This is a genomic window from Paenibacillus vini (assembly GCF_018403325.1).
Classification (GTDB): Bacteria; Bacillota; Bacilli; order Paenibacillales; family Paenibacillaceae; genus Fontibacillus; species Fontibacillus vini.
Window position 1 is genome coordinate 607,354 of record NZ_BOSL01000001.1, and the last position, 23,245, is coordinate 630,598.

Annotated in this window: 20 protein-coding genes; 14 read left to right on the forward strand and 6 right to left on the reverse strand. The window is 53.8% G+C overall.

The window, feature by feature from the left end; genetic code table 11:
- Positions 1-33 precede the first annotated feature (33 nt).
- The 6 genes from KJS57_RS02715 to ychF all read left to right on the forward strand — a co-directional run bounded on the left by KJS57_RS02715 (position 34) and on the right by ychF (position 7,198).
- Positions 34-1,512 carry a phytoene desaturase family protein gene (locus KJS57_RS02715; protein WP_213653669.1) on the forward strand — a complete coding sequence of 493 codons (1,479 nt, stop codon included), beginning with the start codon at positions 34-36 and terminating at the stop codon, positions 1,510-1,512.
- 62 nt (positions 1,513-1,574) lie between these two features.
- Positions 1,575-2,606 carry a type 2 isopentenyl-diphosphate Delta-isomerase gene (gene fni / locus KJS57_RS02720; protein ID WP_213653670.1) on the forward strand — a complete coding sequence of 344 codons (1,032 nt, stop codon included), beginning with the start codon at positions 1,575-1,577 and terminating at the stop codon, positions 2,604-2,606.
- A 109-nt stretch (positions 2,607-2,715) separates the two neighbouring features.
- Positions 2,716-3,276: an ECF-type riboflavin transporter substrate-binding protein gene (locus tag KJS57_RS02725; RefSeq protein WP_211022695.1), complete on the forward strand. Its 561-nt coding sequence runs from the start codon at positions 2,716-2,718 to the stop codon at positions 3,274-3,276.
- A gap of 15 nt (positions 3,277-3,291) precedes the next feature.
- Positions 3,292-5,052, forward strand: coding sequence for an ABC transporter ATP-binding protein (locus tag KJS57_RS02730; RefSeq protein WP_213653671.1), 1,761 nt, complete (start codon positions 3,292-3,294; stop codon positions 5,050-5,052).
- Positions 5,045-5,872: an energy-coupling factor transporter transmembrane component T family protein gene (locus KJS57_RS02735; RefSeq protein WP_213653672.1), complete on the forward strand. Its 828-nt coding sequence runs from the start codon at positions 5,045-5,047 to the stop codon at positions 5,870-5,872. The genes KJS57_RS02730 and KJS57_RS02735 overlap by 8 nt, the downstream gene beginning before the upstream one ends.
- 225 nt (positions 5,873-6,097) lie before the next feature.
- Positions 6,098-7,198 carry a redox-regulated ATPase YchF gene (gene ychF / locus KJS57_RS02740; RefSeq protein WP_211022692.1) on the forward strand — a complete coding sequence of 367 codons (1,101 nt, stop codon included), beginning with the start codon at positions 6,098-6,100 and terminating at the stop codon, positions 7,196-7,198.
- 67 nt (positions 7,199-7,265) lie between these two features.
- Here the strand turns inward: ychF and KJS57_RS02745 are convergent, their stop codons facing one another.
- The 6 genes from KJS57_RS02745 to KJS57_RS02770 all read right to left on the reverse strand — a co-directional run bounded on the left by KJS57_RS02745 (position 7,266) and on the right by KJS57_RS02770 (position 13,322).
- The gene (locus tag KJS57_RS02745) at positions 7,266-8,636 is read right to left on the reverse strand and encodes an MFS transporter (RefSeq protein ID WP_213653673.1); all 1,371 of its coding nucleotides are present in this window, start codon (positions 8,634-8,636) and stop codon (positions 7,266-7,268) included.
- Positions 8,637-8,717: 81 nt separating this feature from the next.
- Positions 8,718-9,473, reverse strand: coding sequence for an isochorismatase family protein (locus KJS57_RS02750; protein WP_213653674.1), 756 nt, complete (start codon positions 9,471-9,473; stop codon positions 8,718-8,720).
- A gap of 27 nt (positions 9,474-9,500) precedes the next feature.
- Positions 9,501-10,535 (reverse strand): ABC transporter substrate-binding protein, encoded by a 1,035-nt coding sequence (locus tag KJS57_RS02755; RefSeq protein ID WP_213653675.1) that lies wholly within the window; start codon positions 10,533-10,535, stop codon positions 9,501-9,503.
- A gap of 44 nt (positions 10,536-10,579) precedes the next feature.
- A complete protein-coding gene (locus tag KJS57_RS02760) occupies positions 10,580-11,455 on the reverse strand; it encodes an ABC transporter permease (RefSeq protein WP_373316697.1) in 876 nt (291 codons plus the stop codon).
- Between the two features lie 26 nt (positions 11,456-11,481).
- Positions 11,482-12,279: an ABC transporter ATP-binding protein gene (locus KJS57_RS02765; protein WP_213653677.1), complete on the reverse strand. Its 798-nt coding sequence runs from the start codon at positions 12,277-12,279 to the stop codon at positions 11,482-11,484.
- A gap of 107 nt (positions 12,280-12,386) precedes the next feature.
- Positions 12,387-13,322 (reverse strand): LysR family transcriptional regulator, encoded by a 936-nt coding sequence (locus tag KJS57_RS02770; protein WP_213653678.1) that lies wholly within the window; start codon positions 13,320-13,322, stop codon positions 12,387-12,389.
- Positions 13,323-13,528: 206 nt separating this feature from the next.
- On the opposite strand from KJS57_RS02770, the gene prfA reads away from it, so the two are divergent.
- From prfA to KJS57_RS02810, 8 genes are all read left to right on the forward strand, one after another.
- Positions 13,529-14,596, forward strand: coding sequence for a peptide chain release factor 1 (gene prfA / locus KJS57_RS02775; RefSeq protein ID WP_213653679.1), 1,068 nt, complete (start codon positions 13,529-13,531; stop codon positions 14,594-14,596).
- A gap of 1 nt (position 14,597) precedes the next feature.
- Entirely contained in the window at positions 14,598-15,482 is an 885-nt protein-coding gene (gene prmC, locus KJS57_RS02780) for a peptide chain release factor N(5)-glutamine methyltransferase (RefSeq protein ID WP_213653680.1), read from the forward strand.
- Between the two features lie 186 nt (positions 15,483-15,668).
- Complete coding sequence (locus KJS57_RS02785; protein WP_211022690.1) at positions 15,669-16,859, forward strand: FtsW/RodA/SpoVE family cell cycle protein; 1,191 nt, start codon at positions 15,669-15,671, stop codon at positions 16,857-16,859.
- A 451-nt stretch (positions 16,860-17,310) separates the two neighbouring features.
- Positions 17,311-17,631: a MazG nucleotide pyrophosphohydrolase domain-containing protein gene (locus tag KJS57_RS02790; RefSeq protein WP_213653681.1), complete on the forward strand. Its 321-nt coding sequence runs from the start codon at positions 17,311-17,313 to the stop codon at positions 17,629-17,631.
- Between the two features lie 431 nt (positions 17,632-18,062).
- The gene (spoIIR, locus tag KJS57_RS02795) at positions 18,063-18,743 is read left to right on the forward strand and encodes a stage II sporulation protein R (RefSeq protein ID WP_247681854.1); all 681 of its coding nucleotides are present in this window, start codon (positions 18,063-18,065) and stop codon (positions 18,741-18,743) included.
- Positions 18,744-18,968: 225 nt separating this feature from the next.
- Positions 18,969-20,141 (forward strand): L-threonylcarbamoyladenylate synthase, encoded by a 1,173-nt coding sequence (locus KJS57_RS02800; RefSeq protein ID WP_244861358.1) that lies wholly within the window; start codon positions 18,969-18,971, stop codon positions 20,139-20,141.
- Between the two features lie 56 nt (positions 20,142-20,197).
- Positions 20,198-21,061 (forward strand): DUF72 domain-containing protein, encoded by an 864-nt coding sequence (locus KJS57_RS02805; protein ID WP_213653683.1) that lies wholly within the window; start codon positions 20,198-20,200, stop codon positions 21,059-21,061.
- Positions 21,062-21,089: 28 nt separating this feature from the next.
- Positions 21,090-23,126 carry a Na+/H+ antiporter gene (locus KJS57_RS02810; RefSeq protein WP_213653684.1) on the forward strand — a complete coding sequence of 679 codons (2,037 nt, stop codon included), beginning with the start codon at positions 21,090-21,092 and terminating at the stop codon, positions 23,124-23,126.
- The last annotated feature ends 119 nt before the right edge of the window (positions 23,127-23,245 follow it).

Below are 23,245 nucleotides of genomic sequence, written 5' to 3' on the forward strand. Positions count from 1 at the left end.
TCCTTTAATGAAAAGGAGGCGGGCGTTGTACAGATGGATAGAAAAGCGTTGATTGTCGGGGCGGGCTTTGGAGGCCTGTCCTGCGCCATTGAGTTGGCTATCAGGGGATTCCGGGTAACCGTGCTGGAGCGCCAACCTAGCGTTGGCGGCAAGTTACAGCGGGTCTTGATCGACGGGTACCGTTTTGACAGGGGACCTACAACGATTGAAATGGCGCATGTTTTTCGAAATCTGTTCCGCCGGGCTGGCCGGGACCTGAATGATTATGTACGGCTGATTCCGCTTGAGCCTAGGTCGCGCAGTGTGTTTGCCGACGGGAATGTCGTTGATTTGACCGGGGACGTGGAATTTATGCAGCATCAAATCGGCACCTATAGCCCGGAGGACGCCTTGCACTATCCTGCGTTTATTCAGGAGTCTCGGCAGATGCTCCGTTACGCCAGTGAACATATCCTCACCCGGCTTCCGCTTAATGGTTTGGATAAATGGTGGCCCAGAATACTCATGAGCCTGCTGGTACCGGAGCTTCACCATTCTTTGAATCGCCAGCTTCGCCGGCATTTCAGCCATCCCAATACGCTCGCAATGTTCGGAAGATATGCCGCCCGCGTAGGTTCTTCCCCGTTCAAGGTTTCATCCTTGTGCGGCATGCTGGCAAGCTGTGAAGCCGATCAGGGGATATATACGGTCCGCGGGGGAACCTACCAGTTGATCGAAGCGATGAAGCGTCTGGCGGAAGAACTGGGCGTTGAAATTGAGACTGGCGTAGAAGTGACCCGAATCCGCGTGGTCGACCGTAATGTTAGAGGGATTGAAACTACGAAGGGCGATTATGAATCCCCGCTGGTCATCGTCAATGGGGATGCGCTTTCTCTTAGCAAAAGATTGCTGGAGGAGAAGGACCGCCCCTCCATGACCGATCGTCTGATTTCCACCTTCGAGCCCTCCCTGTCGGCCTTTGTCCAGCTCGCGGGGGTACCGGTCCGGTTAGACCGGCTCCATCATCACACTGTGTTCTTTTCTGAAAATTACGAGAATGAATTTCATGATATTTTCTCCAGACGTCGTCCGCCGACCCACCCGTCGGTATACATTTGCAATTCTTCCTATTCGGAGGAAGGGGCGGCCCCTCCAGGCTGCAGCAACTTGTTTATCATGACCCATACCCCTTATTTATCGAGGGAATGGGATTGGGAGCGGGAAGGGGAAGCTTACTCCAGAACGGTATTCTCCACATTAAGACAGCACGGATTAAACGATTTGGTCCAAGAGCATGAACTCGCCCGGTATACGCCGGTCGATTTGGCACGGGATACATACTCCTATAAGGGAGGCATGTTCGGGCTTGCTTCACACAGTTTTATGCAGGAACTGAAGAGGCCCGGCAACCGCAGCCGGGATATAAGGGGTCTCTGGTATGCGGGAGGCACGACGCATCCCGGCGGGGGCGTCCCTTTCGTCACCTTGTCCGGCCAGTTGGTAGCGGGTTATATAGCGAAGGGGTCAGTTTGATGAGTCCAAGGTTTATATAGAGGAAGTAAAAACTGAGATTTACGTTAGAAGGAGGAACGAAGATGGGAGATACATCCGGGCGCAAATCCGAGCATATTCGTCTTTGTCTGGAAGAACAGGTTGGCGGTGAAGGGATTACTACAGGATTTGAAAAATACAGGTTCCGCCACAACGCGCTGCCGGAGCTGAACTTTGACGAGGTCAGCTTGAAGACGGTCTTTCTCGGCGCGGCTGTACACACGCCGCTGCTGATCAGTTCGATGACCGGCGGAAGCAAGCTCGCCGGGGAGATTAACGACCGCCTGGCGGAAGCGGCGGAGCGGCGGGGTTGGGCGATGGGAGTCGGCTCGGTCCGCGCCGCCGTAGAACGCGGGGAGCTGGCTCCCACGTTCGCGGTCCGGCGCAAGGCGCCGAGCATCCCGATCATCGCCAATTTGGGCGCGGTCCAGCTCGGGTACGGCTTCGGCGCGGCGGAATGCCAGCGCGCGGTCGATATTGCCGGAGCGGACATGCTTGTGCTGCATTTGAACAGCCTGCAAGAGGTGTTCCAGCCGGAAGGAAATACCGGCTTCGGCGGTTTGCTCGCCCGCATTGAGGAAGTGTGCCGGGCGCTGCCGGTTCCCGTCGGCGTCAAGGAAGTCGGCTGGGGCATCGACGGAGGTACGGCGAGACGCCTCCGCGAAGCGGGCGTAGCCTTCATTGACGTGGCCGGCGCCGGCGGAACCTCCTGGAGCCAGGTCGAGAAGTTCCGCAGCGCCGACCCGGTGCGGCGTGCGGCTGCGGAAGCATTCGCGGATTGGGGCATCCCCACCGCCGAATGCATCCGCGAAGTGCGGGCGGCGGCGCCGGATGCCGCCCTTATAGGCAGCGGGGGCCTGAACACCGGCGTGGACGCCGCCAAAGCGCTGGCGCTTGGCGCGGATCTGGCCGGGTTCGGCCGAGCGCTGCTGGAACCGGCGGTGCATTCGGAGGAGCGGCTCGATGCGCTCTTGGAGCGAGTCGAGCTGGAGCTTCGCACCGCCATGTTCGGGATCGGCGCCGGGACCGTTTCGGCGCTGCGGAATACGCCGCGGCTGGTGCGGCGTGAGGTGTAAATAAATTAATCATATAAATCCGGGAAGATTACAGTGAATTTTTCATTGCGTTTCTGAAACATTCCCATTATATTGAAGTTAGCAAGCTTCAGACAAAGGGGGAAACGTTATGAAGTCATCGATTTGGAAATGGAATACGCGGACAGTGGTCACCATCGGGATCGGGGCGGCGTTATACGGAGCGACAAGCTGGATCGGCATTCCGATTGCGCCGGATACGCAGCTTCGTCCGGCAGTAGCGCTGCTTGCGATCTTCGGGGCATTGTTCGGACCGGTGGTCGGCTTTGTGGCCGGGCTCATCGGCCATGTGATCAACGATTTCCTTACGAGCGGCACCGTTTGGTGGGGCTGGGCGTTGGGATCGGGGATAACGGCGGCCTTTATGGGTCTGATTTATTTGTCCAAGGGGTTCAACCCGCAGGACGGGGAGATCCGGAAGGGCCATGTGGTCCGGTTCTTGATCTATGGTTTGGTCGGGATTTTCGTTTCCCTGGCTTTCTCGGGATTGTTCGATATTTACGTCATGGGAGAGCCGAACGATAAAATCATCATTCAAACGGTAACCGCCGGATTGGCCAATACCGCGGTTTTCGTAATTCTCGGCATTCCCGCAGTGTGGGCGTATGCCAAGCGCAACCGGAACAATACGAATTTAACGGTGGAAAGATAGGAGAAACCAGCGAATATGCAGCCGGCGATTTCATTTCGAAATTTCAGTTTTCGTTACAAAAGCCAATCCGAACCCATCCTGAAGAACATCTACCTGGACATTTCGCCCGGGGAGAAAATCTGGATTGCCGGGCCGAGCGGCTCCGGCAAATCAACCTTAGCCCATTGCATCAATGGGCTAATTCCTTTTTCCTACGGGGGCGAGGTTTCGGGCAATTTATACATAGGCGGTCTTGAAGTATCAGAGCAGGGAATCTTCGAGCGGAGCCGCAGCGTGGGCACCATTTTGCAGAACCCGGATGCCCAGTTTGTCGGTCAAACCGTCGGGGAAGATACAGCCTTCCAAATGGAAAATGAACAAGTGGCTCAGTCGGTCATGAAGGCACGAGTCGTCACCGCTCTGGATCTAGTCGGCATGCTGGCTTATGAGGAACAGGGCCCGCATGATTTGTCCGGAGGACAGAAGCAGAGTGTCTCTCTAGCGGGAGTGCTGTCGACCCGCGCGGACATTCTGCTTTTCGATGAGCCGCTGGCCAACTTGGATCCGGCCAGCGGAGTAAGGGCGATGCAATTGATCGAGGACATTCATCGGCGCGAAGGTAAAACGGTCATTATTATCGAACACCGGGTTGAAGATGTTCTTGCCCAGCCGATCGACCGGATCGTCGTGATGAGTGAAGGGGAAATCGCCGCGATCGGTACACCCGAGGAACTGCTTAGAGAAGGAGTGCTGGCACGTCACGGCTTGAGGCAGCCGCTGTATTTGAACGCATTGGAATATGCCGGTGTTCCGATTAGCGGGCTCAAGAGTCTTGCCACGCCGGAAGGAGTCGTTACTCTTGCAGGGGACGGGAATCTTCCGGAAGGCAGCGAATATCTCGGGGAGACCGAGATCCGAAGCCGGCTGGAGGCCTGGGCGGAGCGAGTGGAACCTGCCACGGGGCGTCTCTCGGGGGCCCCGTTGCTCGAACTGAAGGATATTTCCTTTGCTTATGGCCGCGGTCGAACTGATGTCGTTCGAAATGTCTCCTTCTCGATTTCGGAAGGGGAGCGGCTGGCCTTGCTCGGGAGCAACGGGGCGGGGAAGTCCACGCTTTCCGGGCTCATTACCGGCATTTTGAAGCCGAAATCCGGGACGATTACGATTCGCGGTGAGGATTTAAGCCGTTGGAGTATCCGGCAAAGAGGCGAAGAAATCGGTTATGTGATGCAAAATCCGAATCATATGATCACCCAGCACATGATTCGCGACGAGATTGCGCTCGGTCTTACGGCGAGGGGCGTACTTTCCCCGGAGCGGGAGCGGAGAATCGATGAAGTCTTGCACACTTGCGGGCTGTATCCTTATCGCAACTGGCCGGTTTCCGGGTTGAGTTTTGGACAGAAGAAACGGCTGACCATTGCGTCCATTCTGGCATTGGAGCCGAAGCTGATGATTCTTGACGAGCCCACGGCGGGCCAGGATTACCGTCATTATACCGAGTTCATGGATTTTATCGACGGGTTGGCCGGCCGAGGGATGGCCTTTTTGTTCATCACGCATGATATGCACCTGGCGCTGGAGTATGCGGACCGGGCCGTCGTTATGGCGGAGGGGGAAATTATCGCCGCCGATACGGTGCCCCGGATTCTCTCGGACAGCGAGGTGACGGGACGGGCCCGCCTGCGGGAGACCAGCTTGTCGCGCTTTGCGAAGGCGTGGGGGTTATCCTCCCCGTCCGGGTTCGTGCAAGCTTTTATCGAAGCCGAGAAGAAGGTGAAGGAAGCCGATGAGTAAAGCGGGAAATCTGTTTGTTGAGGGAGATTCCCTATTCCACCGGATGGACGGAGCCGTGAAGCTGATTCTTCTTTTGACCTGGACGGTGTCGACCTTCCTGTTCCTGGACCTCCGGATATTCGCCGTTATGCTCTCTGCGGGAATCGGCATGCTGCTCCTATCGCGGATTCCGTTCCGGCGGATGGCGTTATTATTCTGGGTGCTAATGGTGTTCACGTTAATCAACAGCATTTTTATTCTGATCATTACGCCGAGATTCGGCTCTACCCTGACCGGCAGCAACACGCCGCTGATTCCGGTGGGGTACGATACGATCAACGCGGAGACGCTCTTTTACGTACTTACTTTGTCCGCCAAATATTTAACGCTGCTGCCGGTTACGATGCTGTTCATTTTCACGACCCATCCGAGCCGGTTCGCGGCCAGCCTTAATAAATTGGGCGTTCATTATAAAATGGCCTACGCGGTAAGCATCGCCTTCCGGTATATCCCGGACCTGACACAGGAGTTCAAAAATATTTTGAACGCGATGCAGATGCGGGGGATGGGCATCTCGCGCGGCGACGGTAATTTGTGGCGCAGGATGAAGAATTTATCCCTGGTCGTCGTACCGCTGCTTCAATCTTCTCTCCAGCATATTGAGTCGGTGTCGAATGCCATGGATTTGCGCGGCTTCGGTACCGGAAGCAAGCGAACCTGGTACATGGGCATGCCAATGTCGCGCAGCGACAAATGGATGCTGCTCCTCTGCGTACTGCTATTAGTGGCGGCTATCCTGCTAAAGGGGTTCTGGGCGGAGAAGTTTTGGTACCCTTTTTAAAGTTTGTTCAAAAAATCATCTTTTGATCACGAAGTGTTTCAAGCAGTTGAATCGACATCGAATCTTGCGTTGACCCTCGAAGTCCGGTACTCATGTTCAAAAAGCCGACTTTTTGAACATAAACTTTTAGCTGTAAAATTGGAGATGTCCTTGAAATCTGGCCGGGGGATAGGTACTATGGTTGAAGAAGATGAGCAATTACAAGAATGAGGAGTTGTCATAGATATGGCTTTAAAAGCAGGAATCGTGGGCCTTCCGAATGTCGGGAAATCCACGTTGTTTAATGCAATTACCCAAGCGGGGGCGGAATCCGCAAATTATCCGTTTTGTACGATCGATCCGAACGTCGGCGTGGTTGAAGTGCCGGATGAGCGTCTCGACAAGCTGACCGAGCTGGTCGTCCCTAACAAGACGGTGCCTACCGCTTTTGAATTTGTGGATATTGCGGGTCTTGTCCGCGGCGCCAGCAAAGGCGAGGGCCTCGGCAACAAATTTTTGGCTCACATCCGTGAAGTGGACGCGATTGTGCATGTAGTCCGCTGCTTTGAAGATGAGAACATCACGCACGTCGACGGCAAAATCAACCCGATCAGCGATATCCAGACGATTAATCTGGAACTGATTTTGGCGGACCTGGACAGCGTCGAGAAGCGGATCGAGCGTTCCCGCAAAAATATGAAGGGCGGCAACAAGCAATATGCGCAGGAAGTGGAAGTTCTCGAGCGCATCAAAGAAGCTCTGTATAACGACCAGCCCGCTCGTAGCGTAGAGTTGTCCGACGATGAGAAGCTGATCGTCCGCGACCTCCATCTTTTGACGCTCAAGCCGGTATTGTATGCGGCCAACGTGAGCGAGGACGGTGTTACCGAAGCGGACAGCAATCCGTTCGTGCAGCAGGTTCGCGAATTTGCGGCCGGTGAGAATGCCGAAGTCGTTCCGATCAGCGCTAAAGTGGAAGCGGAAATCGCCGAGCTGGAAGGCGAGGACAAGGCTATGTTCCTTGAGGAGCTCGGCTTGCAAGCCTCCGGGTTGGATCGTTTGATCCAGGCGGCTTATCGCCTGCTCGGCCTGTATACGTATTTCACGGCCGGCGTACAGGAAGTACGCGCCTGGACGATCCGCAAAGGGACGAAAGCGCCGGGAGCGGCCGGAGTTATTCACTCCGACTTCGAACGCGGCTTTATCCGAGCGGAAGTAGTATCCTATGACGATTTGATGGCTGCAGGTTCCATGAACGCCGCCAAGGAACGCGGACAGCTTCGCCTGGAAGGCAAAGAGTATGTTGTTCAGGACGGAGACGTCATGCATTTCCGGTTTAACGTTTAAATAATAGGCGTACCAGACAACCCCCGGTTCATTATCGAACACGGGGGTTGTTTTAGTTATTCCGCGCTCAGCGGGCCGGCGGAATGACCGTTGGAGATATTCCTGGAGTTTCACAGCCGGATGCGGTTTCTTGTGTTCTACCGGGTACGCCGCCCGCCGGTTCGCCTGGGGGCGAGTCCCCCTTTTTCGTGTACCGGGCAGCCTTATCTCGTCCAGCTTCTGTGGTGGAATACAACCACACCGTGAATGAACAGCTAAGCAGCAGAAATAATCCCACCAGCAAAAAGGCAGTTCCGAGATTCGCGAATGAAGTGAATACACCGAACAGCAGTGGGTTCATTAACTGGGCGGCCCGATTGGCCATGAGCCGCAGTCCGATGCCGAGCCCGCGTTCTTCGGGGGCGGTCGATCTTGCGATCATGGAAAGGGTCATCGGCTGATTGATGCCGAGTGCCAGGCCTGTGACCAGAACAAGCGCCATTAAAGAGTAATAGTTAGTCAGCAATGGAGTAATAAACAACAACAGTAGCGAGACGGCATAGGTTAAGATCAGCAGCCGGGAGAAGGGCAGCCTGGCCATCAGCCATGGATAAATCGGGCGGACGAATACGGCGGACAGCGCCCCGGCTGAGACCAGCAGCCCGACCCTGGTGTTCGACATTTCTAGCGATTGAAGCTGGATCGGCAAGTAGGTCGTTCGTATGTCCAGAATGAACAAGGAAATGAATGTGGTCATTAAAATAACGACGAAGTAGCGGTTCTTCAGCAAGGACGAACATTGTTGAAAAAGGACTGCCATTTTAGCACGCATGGTTAAAGGGGCAGGCTCGGGTATTTCCGTTGCGGCCGATTCCGTGGTGTCGGGAGCGGTTTCTTTGCATCGCCAGGCGGCTAAAGTGAGCAGGAGACTGGTAAGGGTATATCCTGCGAAGACCAAGGAATATCCATAATGATCCGATAAGAAGCCTGACAAGACAGGGGCTATCATCTGGCCCAGCGCCATATATAGGGAGAACGTTGCGAACCTGCTCTCGCTGCCTTGTTTGGGACCTTCGGTAATCAGCACCTGAACCGCTAGCCAAACCGCCATTTGACCAAGACCGGCCAGAAGCTGAGCGAGGGCTAACAGCCCCGGGCCGGAGGAGAGCCAGTACAGCAATCCGCTGGCTAGCATGGTCAAGGCACCGGTACGAAGCACGAAGGTGCGCCCAAGCCGGTCGGCAATCAGGCCGCCGGGGATCGCGGCGATCAGGGGCATCAGGGAATATACGGCCAATACGGCGCCGATTCCGATCCCTTCCATGCCAAGGGAAGAGGCGTACAGGGAAATGATCGGGCGGGTCAATGAAAAGGCGAACCAGTACAGGCCGCAAGAAATTGAGATCCAGAGTGGACTGTAACGAGAAGATGATAATTGGGGCAATCGGTGCATGGACATGGCCGTACCTCCTAGTTTTTGCGACAAAGAACACGGAGCCCCGTGGGAGAGGGCTCCGTGTTGGATTCATTCCTGGCGGGATCAAGCTGTGACTTGGGGATGAGGAACAGCGTTGAAATTGATTTTGTGATCGAACAATCCTGTTTCGGTCTGATTAAGGTAATTCACCGCTTCTTCGGTGCTGATCACATCGGCGTACTTGGCGTTCATATCAAACAGGTTGATCGCATGTGAGGCCTGACCGCGGTCGAACGTACATTCTTCCACAACGCCGACATTGAAGTTGTAAGAAAAAGCGTCGATGACGCTGGCCCGGACACAGCCGCCGGTCGTTGTGCCGCAAACCAACAGGGTGTCGATGCCAAGGTCGGTGAGAAAGCCGACCAGCGGAGTACCGTGAAAGGCAGAGGGCTTCAGTTTCTCGATCACGATATCGCTTGGCTGAGGAGCAATTTCACGTACGATCTCATTGCCGCCATAGCCGGGGACGCCTGAGTTATCTTCGGAGCGGGTGTTCTTGCGGTTCCAGCCGCCCCCGTCAAAACCGTCGGGGCGCCGGTCGATACCGGTGGAATAGAATACCGGGATATGCTGCTCCCGGGCTGCTCCGAGCAGCTTCTGAATGTACGGGATCGCGTTCCAGGCTTCTTCACCGCAGCTGTTACGCCAGGTCTTGATAGAGTCAAGCACCGGCTCCTTGATATGCCCGCAGAAGGCGTAGCTGACGTCAATAACCAGGAGGGCAGGCCTTTTGCCGAATCCTCCTTTGGCGTTATAACCCGCACCGCCGAAAACCTGCTTGTCCCGTTCCGTTAAAAAAGAGTCCCAAATCCGCATGACTTATAACCTCCTTGAAAAGTTAAATTATTTTACAAACTGCATATCGATAATATCCGCATATTCGATGGTGTCGGTTTTCAAAAGCCCTGCAGCGCGTACGACCGCTAAACCGGTAGTAACGGCCTCTTCGCTGATTTGTCCGGAGAATTCCCACATCTCATCTTCATAGGATCGATTTAATGTAGTTTTCAGCAGATCCTCTGCCATGGTAGGGAATTCTTGTTTCGCAATTTCCATGCTTTCCTCATGATTATCTTGTAAGAATTCCAGTCCTTTTTGAATGCCGGTAACGAACTTTTGCACGGTTTCAGGATCCTTTGTTATGCTGTCTTGCTTGATGTTAATTGTTGAATAAGCGTAAGGGCCCAGCTCTTGGGGGACGTTGTAAAAAGGCTCGCCCCAAATGCCCTCTTGAATGCCCTGGGTTAAGATCGGCTCGGTAACGACGGCCACATCGCCCTGCCCCTGCTGCAAAATTGCCGGAATTGCTCCGCTATCCACCTCCTTCAGCGTGATATCTTTATCCAGCTCATATCCCCACTCCTTAGCCAAATAGCGGATGATGGAGTTGGGTGTTCCGCCGTATTGGGTTACGGCCACGGATTTGCCTCTCATAAAGGCGGCGATGTCCGTGCCGGGGTCGAGCCCGGAGCGGGCTACAAGATAAACATTGCCGCGGTTGACGATATTGACTACGGCGCGGAGTTCAGCGCCTTTGGCTTTGGCAAAAGCGTTATGCTCCGGCCCGCCGATGAAGCCGAAGGCCTGGTCCGTGAGAACTGCGTTCGTATGGGCGCTTCCGCCGGACAGGGTGACCACCTTAACGTCGATGTCTTCAAACAGCCCTTTGCGGATCGCGATATAAAGCGGGAGATAACCCGTGCTATGCACCGGTTCGGCAATAATCAGCTCTTTGGTATTGCCCGCAGCTTTGGCCGGTACAGCGGTGTCCGGCCCGGAAGATGCCGTGCTCCTGCCGCCGCAGGCGGTAATGATGACGAATATCGCTACTAGAGCCAAGGTAAGCGTGATTCGGGATAAACGGTGTTTTTGACGCATGGCTGATTCCTCCCCAAAATCCTCTTTATTTTGTATGGAACCTTTTATTTCTGGTGCATAAACCCTTTGAGCAGCAAGGATTCAAGCTTGCCGATCAGTACGTACAATAGCATGGACAAGATGGACAGATTAAAGATGTTAGCCCAAATGAGGCTGATCTCGTAGGTCTGACCGGCGTAAAAGATCATCCGGCCCAGCCCGCGCTCGGAGCCGATATATTCACCGACAATGGCTCCAGTCAGCGCGAGCCCGATATTGATTCGAAGTGCAGAGATCATAGCAGGAATGGCCGTCGGGACGATGACCTTACGGAATACTTGCATCCGGGATGCTCCGAGCGAGTAAACCATGCGTACAAGATCTTTATCTACGCTGCGCACGCCGTTGTATGTCGTCAGAGTGGTGATCACGACGGTTATCGCGAAGCCCATGGCAATCTTGGAGCCGATGCCGATCCCAAACACAAGGACGATGATCGGAGCCAAGGCAAGTTTCGGCATCGCCTCAAACATGATGATGAACGGCTCGCTAATCCGGGCATAGTATTTGGACCACCAGAAGGATAGTCCAAGCAGGGTTCCGCCTAAGGTGCCGAGTACAAATCCAATGACGGTCGAACGAAACGTATACAGGGTGTCCTGCCAGACGGCACCAGTCTGAACGCCGATCCACCAGGTACGGGCGATTTCCACCGGTTGGCTCCAAAAGAATGAATTAATGAGTCCGGACCGGGCTCCGATTTCCCAGAGCAATAACATGATAATAAACAGGGCGAACCGGCCGACATTTACGGCCCACGGTTTGGGCACGGCCATTTCATGTTTCAACCAATTTGATTTGGGACGTGGAGTCTTGATTCCGGCGGATATGCCTCCGCCGCGACTGCTTACCGCTTCAGCTTCATGTGACAATGTCCTCACTCCTTTCATAGTTAGACCAAACCGGTTTAACCGGCGGATTCCTGCTGATAAGCGCGCATCGTTTCTTCGGAAAGCGTACGCAGCGCTTCTTCCTTCAACTCGATAAATTGCGGGGAAGTAATAATTTGCGGCTTGCGCGGCCGCGGAAGGTCGATCATTAAATGCCGTTTGATGGTGCCGGGGCGGGAAGTCATAATATACACCTCATCCGACAAATAGATGGCTTCCTCCATATCGTGGGTAACGAACAAAATCGTCTTTTGAAAGTCGTCCCATAAATCCAGAAGCCACTCCTGCATCATAGCCCGCGTCTGCGCGTCGAGCGCGCCGAAAGGCTCGTCCAGCAAAATGATTTCGCGGTCATACATGATCGTGCGAAGCAGGGCGGCCCGCTGTCTCATCCCCCCGGAAAGCTGCGCGGGATAATGATGCTCAAACCCTTTTAGCCCGTATTTATAAAGAAGGGGCAAGGCCTTGGCTTTCGCCTCTTTTTTTGGGATGCCTTCGATTTCAAGACCGAGAATGACATTGTCGAGAATGGTACGCCAGGGCAAGAGTAAATCCTTTTGCAGCATATAGCCGGTGATTCCGGTGAGTCCGTCAACCCGGTTGCCCCCAACATAGATGGCTCCATCGGACGTTTCTACCAGGCCGGATATAATGTTGAACAATGTGGATTTGCCGCAGCCGCTCGGACCGACGATACTGATAAAGCGGTGATTCGGAATCTGCATATGGATCGGTCCTAATGCGTTTACCGGATTTCCATCAGTCCCGAGATAGGTTTTACTCACGTTCTCCAGTTCCATTTTATAAGCGTTCATCATCGCCACCTCCTCTGTGTTAAGTGTATAGTAATATATCTCACACAAAGTGGGTGATAAGGAATTTAAATGTTAGGTTTATGTACATAAACCTAACACATATTACTTCATATTTGATTGGGATAAGAGGTGTCGTTGCGGCGGAAATTACCGACTTGCTCGAGAATCTGAGCCTTTAAGGGTTGAAGGAATTGCTGAAGTTGCTTGGAGATATGCAGGGGATAAGCGCAATAAAACTTTTGCTTCAGACAGACTTCATCAAGCTGGATGCGTTCGATAGGTACTTCATGATGACTTGGCCAAAGAGATGAAACGGGTAAAAAGGAACAACCGCTACCCTGGGCCACCATCTGCCGGATCAGGGATGACGTATCCACCTCGATGAGCTTGCGGGGATGCATCCGCAGTGACTCGAACAAGTGGGACTCCAGCAATTCGCGCAGCGGCATTTGTCTTTTTAACAGAATGAAAGGCACCTCCTGCAGATAAGTCGACAGGCTGCGGAACCGGGGGAAATTGGGTTGTCTGGGCCCGATGAAGACGAGAGGTTCTTCAAACAGTTTGACCGTTTCTATATGGGGGAGGGGCGAGAATTCATGGTTGATAAAAGCAAGGTCCAGCTCCCCGGAGGTGACGCGCAAAGCAAGGTCAAGTGATTCTCCAGTGCTGATTTTCCAAGAGGAGACGGCGTCTTGGCTTTTCATCGTTTGAACGATCGCAGGTAACATGATATGGCTCAGTGATTCTACGATGCCTATGTTCAAATGGCCATCCGCAGAGGGAGGCGCAATTTGCCGGACTTTCTGCTGTCCCACTTCGAGCGCACTGAGGGCGTATTGGGCGTAAAAATAAAATTTGCGTCCCGCCTCTGTCAGGAGCGCTCCTGATCGGGTACGGAGAAAGAGCGGGGCGCTCAGCTCGTTCTCGAGCCCGGCAATGCGTAAGCTGACAGCCGGTTGGGTCAAGGCGACCATTTCTGCGCCTTTACGCATACTTCCGTTTTCGGCTACGGCAATGAATACTTTCAAATCCAACATGTCCATGAAAGATCCCTCCTTGCTTAATGGGGATTTGATGTTAGATTATTTTACATCATTTCCGACGAAGAATCATTAAAAACTGCCAGTGAAAGCTATTCTGTTCAAAATAATATTCTCATGGTATAATATAAAGTCGTCCGACCTGGATTTTGAAGTGCGGATGTGACGACGATGTTTTCGACTTGCTTATGAAGAAAGAGGTGATTTCCTTGTTGGACCGACTACAATCCCTGGCCGACCGTTATGAGAAGCTGAGCGAGCTGCTCTGCGATCCCGACGTGGCGAACGATACGAAGAAGCTGCGGGATTATTCTAAAGAACAATCGGATTTACAGCCGGCTTATGAGGCGTACACTGAATACAAGCAGGTCATGGAAGAGCTGGATGCCGCAAAAGCGATGCAGGCCGAGAAGCTTGACGATGACATGCGCGAAATGGTGAAGATGGAAATCGAGGACCTTTCCGGACGCCAGCAGGAACTGGAGGAGAAAATCCATGTTCTGCTGCTGCCGAAGGACCCGAATGACGATAAAAACGTAATCGTGGAAATCCGCGGCGCTGCCGGCGGGGACGAGGCGGCTTTGTTTGCAGCCGACCTGTACCGAATGTACACCCGCTTTGCCGACACCCAAGGGTGGAAAGTGGATATCATGGATGTGAATGAAAGTGACCTTGGCGGCTTCAAAGAGGTTATTTTCATGATTAACGGACGCGGCGCTTACAGCAAAATGAAATACGAAAGCGGCGCCCACCGGGTACAGCGGATTCCGTCGACGGAATCCGGCGGACGGATTCACACGTCGACCTCGACGGTGGCGGTCATGCCGGAAGCCGAAGAAGTCGACATTGAAATTCTCGACAAGGACATCCGCGTAGATACGTTCTGCTCCAGCGGCGCGGGCGGCCAGTCCGTCAACACGACGAAATCGGCGGTGCGGGTAACGCACATTCCGACGGGCATTGTGGCAACGTGTCAGGACGGCAAATCGCAAAACTCCAATAAAGAGAAAGCGTTGCAGGTGCTTCGCGCCCGGATCTCGGATATGATGCGCCAGGAGGAAGAGGCAAAGTATGCCGGGGAGCGGAAGAGCAAAGTGGGAACCGGGGACCGCAGTGAGCGGATCCGTACCTATAACTTCCCGCAAAGCCGGGTGACCGACCACCGGATTGGTCTTACGCTGCACAAGCTCGATCAGGTCATGAACGGAGAGATCGAGGAAATCGTTTCGGCGCTGACGATTGCGGAACAGGCCGAACTGATGGACAAAGGAGAATAACATGCCTGACGGTAACGGATATGTGTTATCAGGAGAGGTTAATATTTCAGAAGCCCGTAGAGAGGCTTCTTCTTTTTTAGCGGCTCGGGGCGTGCACGAGCCGGATTTCAATGCGGAGCTGCTGCTCCGCCATGTTTTGGGGTTGGAAGGCGCGGCGTATTTGGCCGCGCTGCGCGATCCCTTCCCGGCGGATCATAGAGACGCCTGGGAGGCAGTGATCCGCCGCAAAGCGGCGGGCGAGCCGGCGCAGTACATTATCGGGGAACAGGATTTTTACGGCCTGACCTTCAAGGTCACGCCGTCCGTGCTGATTCCCCGCCCGGAAACGGAGCTGCTCGTGGAGCGAATCGTCCAGATCGGCGATTCGCTGTGGCCCGGCGGCGCCCCGCTGGCCGCCGACATCGGTACCGGCAGCGGCGCGATTGCAGCCGCGCTGGCCCATTTGCGCCCGTCATGGCGCGTATCGGCGAGTGACATCTCGCCGGAAGCGCTGGACGTGGCGGCAGCGAATGTCCGGCGGCTCGGCCTGGACGTGGCGTTCAAGCAGGGGAACCTGCTTGAACCGTTCACCGGCGAGCCGCTGGACATTGTGGTCAGTAATCCGCCTTACATACCGGCGGATACCATCGCGCACCTGCAGCCCGAGGTGCGCGACTACGAGCCGCGCGGCGCGCTTGACGGCGGCCCAGACGGGCTCGCGCCTTACCGCGTCATGATGGCGCAGCTTCCGCTGCTGCCTCGTCCGCCCCGCCTGATCGGCTTTGAGCTCGGGATGGGGCAGGCCGGCGATGTTGCAGAGCTGCTGCGCCAAGCCGGCTGCTGGCGCGAGATCGTCACGGTTACGGACCTCGCGGGGATTGACCGGCATGTGATAGGCATCGCCTGACGGGCGGTGTCTTTTTTCTGTGCAAACAGGGGTAATTAGGACTGGTGTCATCGTCCAATAGACTTTAGCGGGAGTCTTCCTTTACAATGAGAAGGTAAACTATTTGTTCGGCTGGTTGGAGAACGAAGGATGGATGCCTGTTTACTCAGGTCGAAGGAAAAATCGGATGGCGGAGGACGGGAAGTAATGCTTAACAAACTTAAAAAAATCGACTACACGATCGTGTTCATCCTGTTGCTCCTTATGGGCATCAGCATCGCGGTACTCTATAGCGCCACATCGAATACGGCTTACCACGGATATCATATACGGATGGGCGTATACTATCTGCTTGGATTTGCGGCGTTTTTTGCCTTTTCCCTGATCGACTTCAAACTATTTATCAAGTATTCGCCCTACATTTACCTGTTCGGGGTCGGATTGCTTATCGTAGTATTTTTCATCGGTAATACGTATTACAGCGCGACCGGATGGCTTACCCTGCCGGGGGGACTCAGTTTTCAGCCGGCCGAATTTTTCAAATTGCTGCTGATTCTGTTTCTTTCCTTCATGCTGCTCCGCAAGCGGAAGCCAAGGTTGTCGTTTTGGCGGGACGTCGTGCCAATTCTATTGATTACATTCATTCCGTTTCTAGTCGTAATGGCGCAAAATGACCTCGGTAACGCCCTCAGTTATTTGGTGATTTTGGCGGGAATGCTGTGGATCGGTAACATTAAATACATGCATGCCCTGATTGCATTGGTGATCTTTGCAGGCTCGGTTTTTGGCGGGATTACCGCGTATAAAGTGTATCATGACAAGGTGTACACCTTCTTTGTAGATATCGGGCGCGAACACTGGATTGAACGGATTGACCCTTGGCTGGTACCGGAAAAAGCGACCGAAAAAGCCATTTATCACACACGGAACGCCAAATTGGCGATCGCATCAGGCGGTATGACCGGAGAAGGTTACTTAAAAGGAGAGACCGTTCAGTCCGAACGCGTGCCTCTAACCTATTCCGACTCCATCTTCGTAGTAATCGCCGAGGAATTCGGCTTCCTGGGCAGCTCGGTGCTGCTGCTGATCTATTTTGTACTGATACACAGGCTAATTCTCATTTCACTGGAGTGCCGGGATCGCGGCGGACCGTTCCTTATCGTGGGGATCGTAGCGATGTTTCTGTACCAGATTTTCGAAAACATCGGCATGTTTATCGGTCTGATGCCCCTCACCGGGATCACCCTCCCTTTCATCAGTTACGGAGGAACCTCGCTGATGATCAATATGGCCTGCATCGGAGTCGCGATGAGCATTCGCATTCACGGTCATGAAACCGACGAGGAGCAGCAGATGCCTGCCTCCCGTTTCACCAAACTAAAAACGCAAAACCGATAGTTGAAAGCGGCGATTCCTCTGGGGATTGCCGTTTTTTAATAGTGTTTATTATTACATCCTTAGAAAAAAAGAATCGAACCTGGAAACGGGCGGAGTCCAAAAACGGAGTCCAAATTCAATGAAGTACTTGTGTCCTCCCACGGTGGAACAATATGAAGATTTGTCTTTCAAAGAGTGGACACTCTTCTCCGAAAGAGATATACCTCACCTCGGATTAACATTTCTATATATAGTACGTTGGAATGTCTGGTATACTAGATGTTGATGATTGTTGGCGGGCGTGTAAATATGCGTAATGTCCACTTTTAGGTGGACATTTTGACGATTTGTCTACCTCGGGAGGACGGTGAAATGTGAAGCGTGTTGATTGAATTGCCCCAGGTAGGGAGGCCGGGGGATCAATCGATAAAATTGTTTGAGATGGAGCAATCTTGGTATGTTGGAGGGAAACATGGATATTATTGAATTTCAACAATGGGTGAAGGAATATTACAAGAATCGCAACTGGTCAGACTTAGATATATTTGTCCGTATTGGTTTTCTTGCTGAGGAAACCGGGGAAGTAGCTCGTGCAATTCGTGCATTAGAGATTGGCAGGGATCGTCCGGATGAGGTTGCAGGCACATTTCAAGAAAATAAAACCGAATTAACGGAAGAACTTGGAGATGTTTTAGGAAATCTCATTGTGATCGCAAATAAATATGATATATCGCTTGAGGATATCCTAAAATCGCACAAACAAAAGCTCCAGGCACGTTACGCAGAAAATTAAAATAAACGGGACGTATTTAACCGAACAGCGTACTTGAGCAGAGTAGCGAGTAGCCCCCAATATGACTACTTTTTCATTGAACTAACAGGTAACATTAGTTAAACAACAACAGCGGCAGTTTAAGACTTCAATTATTGAGTCTTGTTCTGCCGCTGCTTCATTTAATGGAGCAGTTTAGAGTAAGGAATGAATTGTAATGAATGGATAGAAGAAAGGGTTGCGTATAAAGGTTATGAGTAAAGATATGAGTAAGGTTATGGTTAATAAATTTTTAATAGATTAATAGGTTTAGCTCTCTTTTAACCGGACATACTGATAGACATCAGGGGATGGAGAAGGGAGTAGCGACGATGCGGGAAGCTGGGAATGGGAATGGCAAGGGAACGGAAACGAGCAGAGGCAAAACAGTAGCTCTTATTATATTTAGTATTATGATATTGATGATGTCCTGGGAGGGACAAAAAATAGATTCGGCGGCAGCCGAAGGCCGGATTCCTCAGGAGTCGATCCGGCTGCGGATTTTGGCCAATTCGGATAAAGCGGGGGATCAGGTCGTTAAACGCCGCGTAAGGGATGCGGTGATTAAGCAGATCGACGGCTGGGTGACCGAGCTGGATAATCCACAAAGTTTGGATGCGGCGCGCGGCGTCATTCGTGATCATATGGATGAAATTGAAGGCCTGGTAGGGAAGACGCTGGCCGGTAGCGGCAAAAAATATAGTTACAAGGTCGAGTTGGCGGTGGTGCCTTTTCCGACGAAAATGTACGGCAGTGCCGTGTACCCGGCGGGTGATTATGAGGCGTTGCGGGTAACGCTTGGAGAAGGAAAGGGCAAGAACTGGTGGTGTGTGTTGTTCCCGCCGTTATGTTTTGTGGATGCCGGCAGCGGGGATGCGCTGCAAAGCAAAGCGGACAAGGGAAAGGCCGGGGCGGACGCGAAGTCTGCTAAGCAAACATCGTCCGGTAAAGGCGAAGTGAAGACAGCGTCGTCCCAGACAGGTCCTGGTGCCGAGGGGGTTAATCAGGTTGACCCGGAGGAGACGGAAGTTCGGTTCTTTTTGTGGGATATGCTGGTGAAGCTGTGGAACTGGATCGTGGGCTTGTTCTCATAAGAAATCTTTGTGAAGTGAACCGTGCGGGGATAGCCTGTGCGGTTCTTTTATATTGGGGGGAGATGGGGAGTGGTCCGGGAGGATCTGGAGCGGATGTTAAGGGGAGGAAGGTACGACTACTGAGTTGAATGTGAGACGAGCGGCTCTGCTGAAGGTGGCTAACTTTAAGTGAGGGTTGTTATAATAGAGAGTATATCTTTGAAAAGTTTGGGATGATCAACTGTTATGGGAGACAAGATGATGGAAGATGCAGGTTTTGAAAATAGACGTTCTACCCGTTTATGGGATGTGACTGCCTTGGTGAATGATGAAGCTGGCCAGGGTGCTAATGTTTTAGAGGATTCAAAGGTTATTGCCGCTGAACAATCGTTGGCCGAAGCGGGAGAGGTGCTTGCGGCGGGCGGAACGGTGGCTTTTCCGACGGAGACGGTGTACGGACTCGGGGCGGATGCCCGCAACACGGCGGCGGTGGAGGCGATATTTGCCGCCAAGGGGCGGCCGTCCGACAATCCGCTGATCGTACACATCGCGGACATGAGCCAGTTGGACGGTCTCGTCACCGCGGTGAACGAGACGGGGCGCCGGCTCATGGAAGCATTCTGGCCGGGGCCGCTGACGCTGGTGCTGCCAGCGGCCCCCGGCGCCGTCTCGCCTCGCGTGACGGCGGGGTTGGACACGGTGGCCGTGCGCATGCCGGCCCACGATATCGCGCTGCGGCTCATCGCCGCAGCGGGGTGCCCGGTGGCGGCGCCGAGCGCCAACCGGTCCGGGCGGCCGAGCCCCACGCTGGCGGGCCACGTGGGCGATGATCTTGCCGGCCGCATCGACGGCATTGTCGACGGCGGGCCCACGGGGGTGGGCGTGGAGTCGACAGTGGTCGAGGCCGGCGACGACGGGGTTGTGACCGTGCTCCGCCCCGGCGGAATCACGGTCGAGCAGCTCGCCCGCCATGCCGAAGGCGGCGTGCGGCTGGACGCCGCCCTGCAAAACGCTGGCGGCGACAGCGAAGCCAAGGACATGCCGGCGCCTCGCTCGCCCGGCATGAAGTACACGCACTACGCACCCCGCGGTGCGCTGCGTGTAGTGTCCGGGTCCGCCCCCGAGCGGGTGGCGGACCGCATCCAGGCCGAGCTCGACGCGGCCCGGGCGCGCGGGGAGATAACGGGCGTGCTCGCCTTTGACGAGCATCTCCCGTTCTACCGCGCCGACTGCGTGCTATCGCTCGGCAGCCTAACGGCGCTGGAGACGGCTGCGCATCGTCTCTACGCGGCGCTCCGCCGCTTTGACGACAGCGGCGTCACCTTTATTATGGCCGAGTCCTGTCCGCAGGAGGGACTCGGCGCCGCCGTGATGAACCGCCTGCTTAAAGCGGCGGGCCAACAGGTAATCTATGTGTAAGAGAACAAACTCTATAAGGTGATCTGACCTTATTCCCTACGGAAAGGCGGGGTACTATGATTACAATTGGTTTAACCGGATGGGGAGATCATGAGGAGCTGTATCCTCCCGGGACTCCGGCAAAAGCGAAGCTGGCGCTGTACGCCAGGCATTTTCCGGTCGTGGAAGTTGATAGTTCCTTCTACGCTGTGCTTGGTGAACATACTTATCGGCGGTGGCTTGAAGAAACGCCTCCGCATTTTACTTTTATATTAAAGGCATTTCGGGGAATGACCGGGCATAATAGGGGAAAGAATCCTTACGGAGGGCCGGGGGAGATGTTTCAAGCCTATCTCGATTCGATTCGGCCGATCGTAGAGTCGGGCCGTCTGAAAGCCGTGATGTTTCAATTTCCCCCTTGGTTTGATTGCAGTCCGGACAATGTGCGGCAGCTTCGCGCCGTAAAGAAGTGGATGGGTTCCTTGCCGCTGGCCCTCGAGTTCCGGAACCAGAGCTGGTATGCACCGAATGTTCGTGAGGACACGCTCTCTTTTATGAAGCAGGAGGGGTGGATTCACATAATTTGCGATGAACCGCAGGTCGGGCAGGGCTCTGTCCCGGCAGTCCTGGAGCCGACAAATTCCGAATTGACGATCGTCCGGCTTCATGGGCGCAATACGGGCGGCTGGCTGCAGGGGAGTGCGCCGAATTGGCGGGAAGTCCGCAATCTCTACCGGTATAACCGGGAGGAGCTGGAGGATTGGCGGGACAAGCTGGACATCCTCGAAAAGAAGGGCACCGGGGAAGTTTGCATGATTTTTAATAACAATTCCGGCGGTGATGCCGCTCCAAACGCGATGGAGATGATGAGTCTTCTAGGTCTGAAAACGGCGGGACTGCCTCCGAAGCAGATGGATTTATTCGGGGACGAACACAACTGATATTTACTTCGGCAGGGGGAACTGTATTTTGGAAATATTTGAAATCGTACTCACTATGCTTGTATTGATTGGAGTATCGAATGTACTGAACCGGTTTATTCCGTTTGTGCCGGTCCCCCTTTTGCAAATCATATTAGGTACTTTGGTAGCTTTGCTGCCGATCGGCATTCATTTGCCGTTGAATTCCGAGCTGTTCTTACTGCTGTTTATCGCCCCGCTGCTCTATAATGACGGGAAGCGGACGCCTCGGGAGGAGTTGTGGGACCTGAGGGCCCCTATCCTGCTCCTCGCGCTTGGCTTGGTGTTTGTCACCGTATTTGCGGGCGGATATCTGATTCATTGGCTTATTCCGAGCATTCCGCTGCCAGCGGCCTTTGCGCTCGCCGCCATTTTATCTCCGACGGATGCTGTGGCCGTAAGTGCCTTGGCGGGGAGAATCCATCTCCCTAAGGGCATAATGCGGCTGCTCGAAGGAGAGTCGTTGATGAACGACGCCTCGGGGCTGGTTGCGTTTAAATTTGCGGTGGCGGCAACGGTCACCGGGGTATTTTCGATTACCGAAGCTACCCTCAGCTTCTTATGGATCGCGATCGGCGGACTGATCTGCGGAGCTGTGGTCGCCTTTTTGATCGTGTGGCTGCGGATGTTCATCCGGCGGCTTGGTATGGAAGATGTTACGATACATATGCTGATCCAGATTTTGACGCCATTCGTGATTTATCTGGTGACGGAGGAGCTCGGATTTTCCGGAATTTTGGCCGTAGTGGCCGGAGGGATCGTCCATGCGATCGAACGGGACCGCAACGAATCGATGCAGGCTGAACTCCGGATGGTATCGCAGAATACCTGGTCCGTGATCCTGTATATTTTAAATGGCCTCGTATTCGTCATTTTAGGTCTGCAGATCCCAGGCGCGACAGAAACGATATTTCAAAGCCCGGATTACAGCAATTTGCAGGTACTTGGATTTATTGGCCTGATTTCTTTGGGGCTGATCGTGCTTAGATTTATATGGGTGTATTTATTCTGGGAAGGCTCTTGGCTGCTTGGCAGCGGGGAAAGCATGGGTAGACCGAAGCTAATGTCCTTTGTGCTCATATCCCTGTCGGGCGTCCGGGGTGCGGTCACGTTGGCTGCGGCGTTCTCCATTCCTTATTTTCTTCAGGATGGAAGTCCGTTCCCTGAACGGGATTTAATTATATTTCTGGCGGCCGGCGTTATTCTGTGCTCGCTGATTATTGCCAGCGTGGTGCTGCCGCTGCTCTCCAAACGGCCTGAGGAAGGCGCCGATCCTGTCGCCGAACGCGAACAGGAAGCCCGGATATCCATGCTCCAAGCCGGTATCAAGGCGATAAAGGAGGCAACCGGGGAGGAGAATGAAGCTGCGGCGAGATCCGTGCTCGGGAGCTATCACCGCCAACTGATCCAGCTGCAAAACGGGCGGGGGCAAGAGTGGTCCGACCGGAAAAGGAACAATGCAATGATGAAGTTAAGGCTTGCGGGGCTGCAAGCGGAACGGCGGGAAATCCAAAATATGCTGGACCGCGGTGAAATTACCGGGGAACTGGCGTCCAAAATCCAAGAGGTCATGAATCAAATGGAGATGGTCATGTCAGGCCGTTTCAAAATGCAGGTCCTTGTATCGCTCTTTCGGATTCGCCGCCTGTTTACGAAGCAGTTTCTCAAACGTAAAACGTTGGACCTCCCACCGGAAACGATGGAACAGCTGAAGGCGACAAGACTTCGGACCTCCATAGCTGCGCTTGAAGCCGTCGAGGCACAAGTCAATGAGGAGAATCGGCGGGAATCGATTTTGGTAATAGCCCAGTATAAGGATTTAATCAAGCGCCTACAGGGACATTCGGGGGCGATGGGCGCTATTGAAGATGAAGATGTGTTTAACCAGCATAAAAACGAACTGCGCATCAAAGGCATTCAGGCCCAGCGCAACGAGGTGCAGTCGATGTTTGAGCAAGGGGATATCAGTTGGGCCTCGGCCAATAAGCTAAGACAATACATCAACTATTTGGAGGCCGGCATCCTGGAACCTGGTGAGGAAGAATAGTCAGAATAGAGATGATAACCTGACTATTTGAACTTTGCAGATAGCCTTCCCATGTCATGAAACACTTCTTGTCCGCATATGGTTGTACAAGAAGTTTTCGGACATGGAGGAGTGAACGT

What these genes read in the sequence shown, in the direction of transcription:
- KJS57_RS02715 (WP_213653669.1), top strand. Translation starts at nt 34, where the DNA reads ATGGATAGAAAAGCGTTGATTGTCGGGGCGGGCTTTGGAGGCCTGTCC.
- fni (WP_213653670.1), top strand. Translation starts at nt 1,575, where the DNA reads ATGGGAGATACATCCGGGCGCAAATCCGAGCATATTCGTCTTTGTCTG.
- KJS57_RS02725 (WP_211022695.1), top strand. Translation starts at nt 2,716, where the DNA reads ATGAAGTCATCGATTTGGAAATGGAATACGCGGACAGTGGTCACCATC.
- KJS57_RS02730 (WP_213653671.1), top strand. Translation starts at nt 3,292, where the DNA reads ATGCAGCCGGCGATTTCATTTCGAAATTTCAGTTTTCGTTACAAAAGC.
- KJS57_RS02735 (WP_213653672.1), top strand. Translation starts at nt 5,045, where the DNA reads ATGAGTAAAGCGGGAAATCTGTTTGTTGAGGGAGATTCCCTATTCCAC.
- ychF (WP_211022692.1), top strand. Translation starts at nt 6,098, where the DNA reads ATGGCTTTAAAAGCAGGAATCGTGGGCCTTCCGAATGTCGGGAAATCC.
- KJS57_RS02745 (WP_213653673.1), bottom strand. Translation starts at nt 8,636, where the DNA reads ATGTCCATGCACCGATTGCCCCAATTATCATCTTCTCGTTACAGTCCA.
- KJS57_RS02750 (WP_213653674.1), bottom strand. Translation starts at nt 9,473, where the DNA reads ATGCGGATTTGGGACTCTTTTTTAACGGAACGGGACAAGCAGGTTTTC.
- KJS57_RS02755 (WP_213653675.1), bottom strand. Translation starts at nt 10,535, where the DNA reads ATGCGTCAAAAACACCGTTTATCCCGAATCACGCTTACCTTGGCTCTA.
- KJS57_RS02765 (WP_213653677.1), bottom strand. Translation starts at nt 12,279, where the DNA reads ATGAACGCTTATAAAATGGAACTGGAGAACGTGAGTAAAACCTATCTC.
- KJS57_RS02770 (WP_213653678.1), bottom strand. Translation starts at nt 13,322, where the DNA reads ATGGACATGTTGGATTTGAAAGTATTCATTGCCGTAGCCGAAAACGGA.
- prmC (WP_213653680.1), top strand. Translation starts at nt 14,598, where the DNA reads ATGCCTGACGGTAACGGATATGTGTTATCAGGAGAGGTTAATATTTCA.
- KJS57_RS02785 (WP_211022690.1), top strand. Translation starts at nt 15,669, where the DNA reads ATGCTTAACAAACTTAAAAAAATCGACTACACGATCGTGTTCATCCTG.
- KJS57_RS02790 (WP_213653681.1), top strand. Translation starts at nt 17,311, where the DNA reads ATGGATATTATTGAATTTCAACAATGGGTGAAGGAATATTACAAGAAT.
- spoIIR (WP_247681854.1), top strand. Translation starts at nt 18,063, where the DNA reads ATGATATTGATGATGTCCTGGGAGGGACAAAAAATAGATTCGGCGGCA.
- KJS57_RS02800 (WP_244861358.1), top strand. Translation starts at nt 18,969, where the DNA reads ATGGGAGACAAGATGATGGAAGATGCAGGTTTTGAAAATAGACGTTCT.
- KJS57_RS02805 (WP_213653683.1), top strand. Translation starts at nt 20,198, where the DNA reads ATGATTACAATTGGTTTAACCGGATGGGGAGATCATGAGGAGCTGTAT.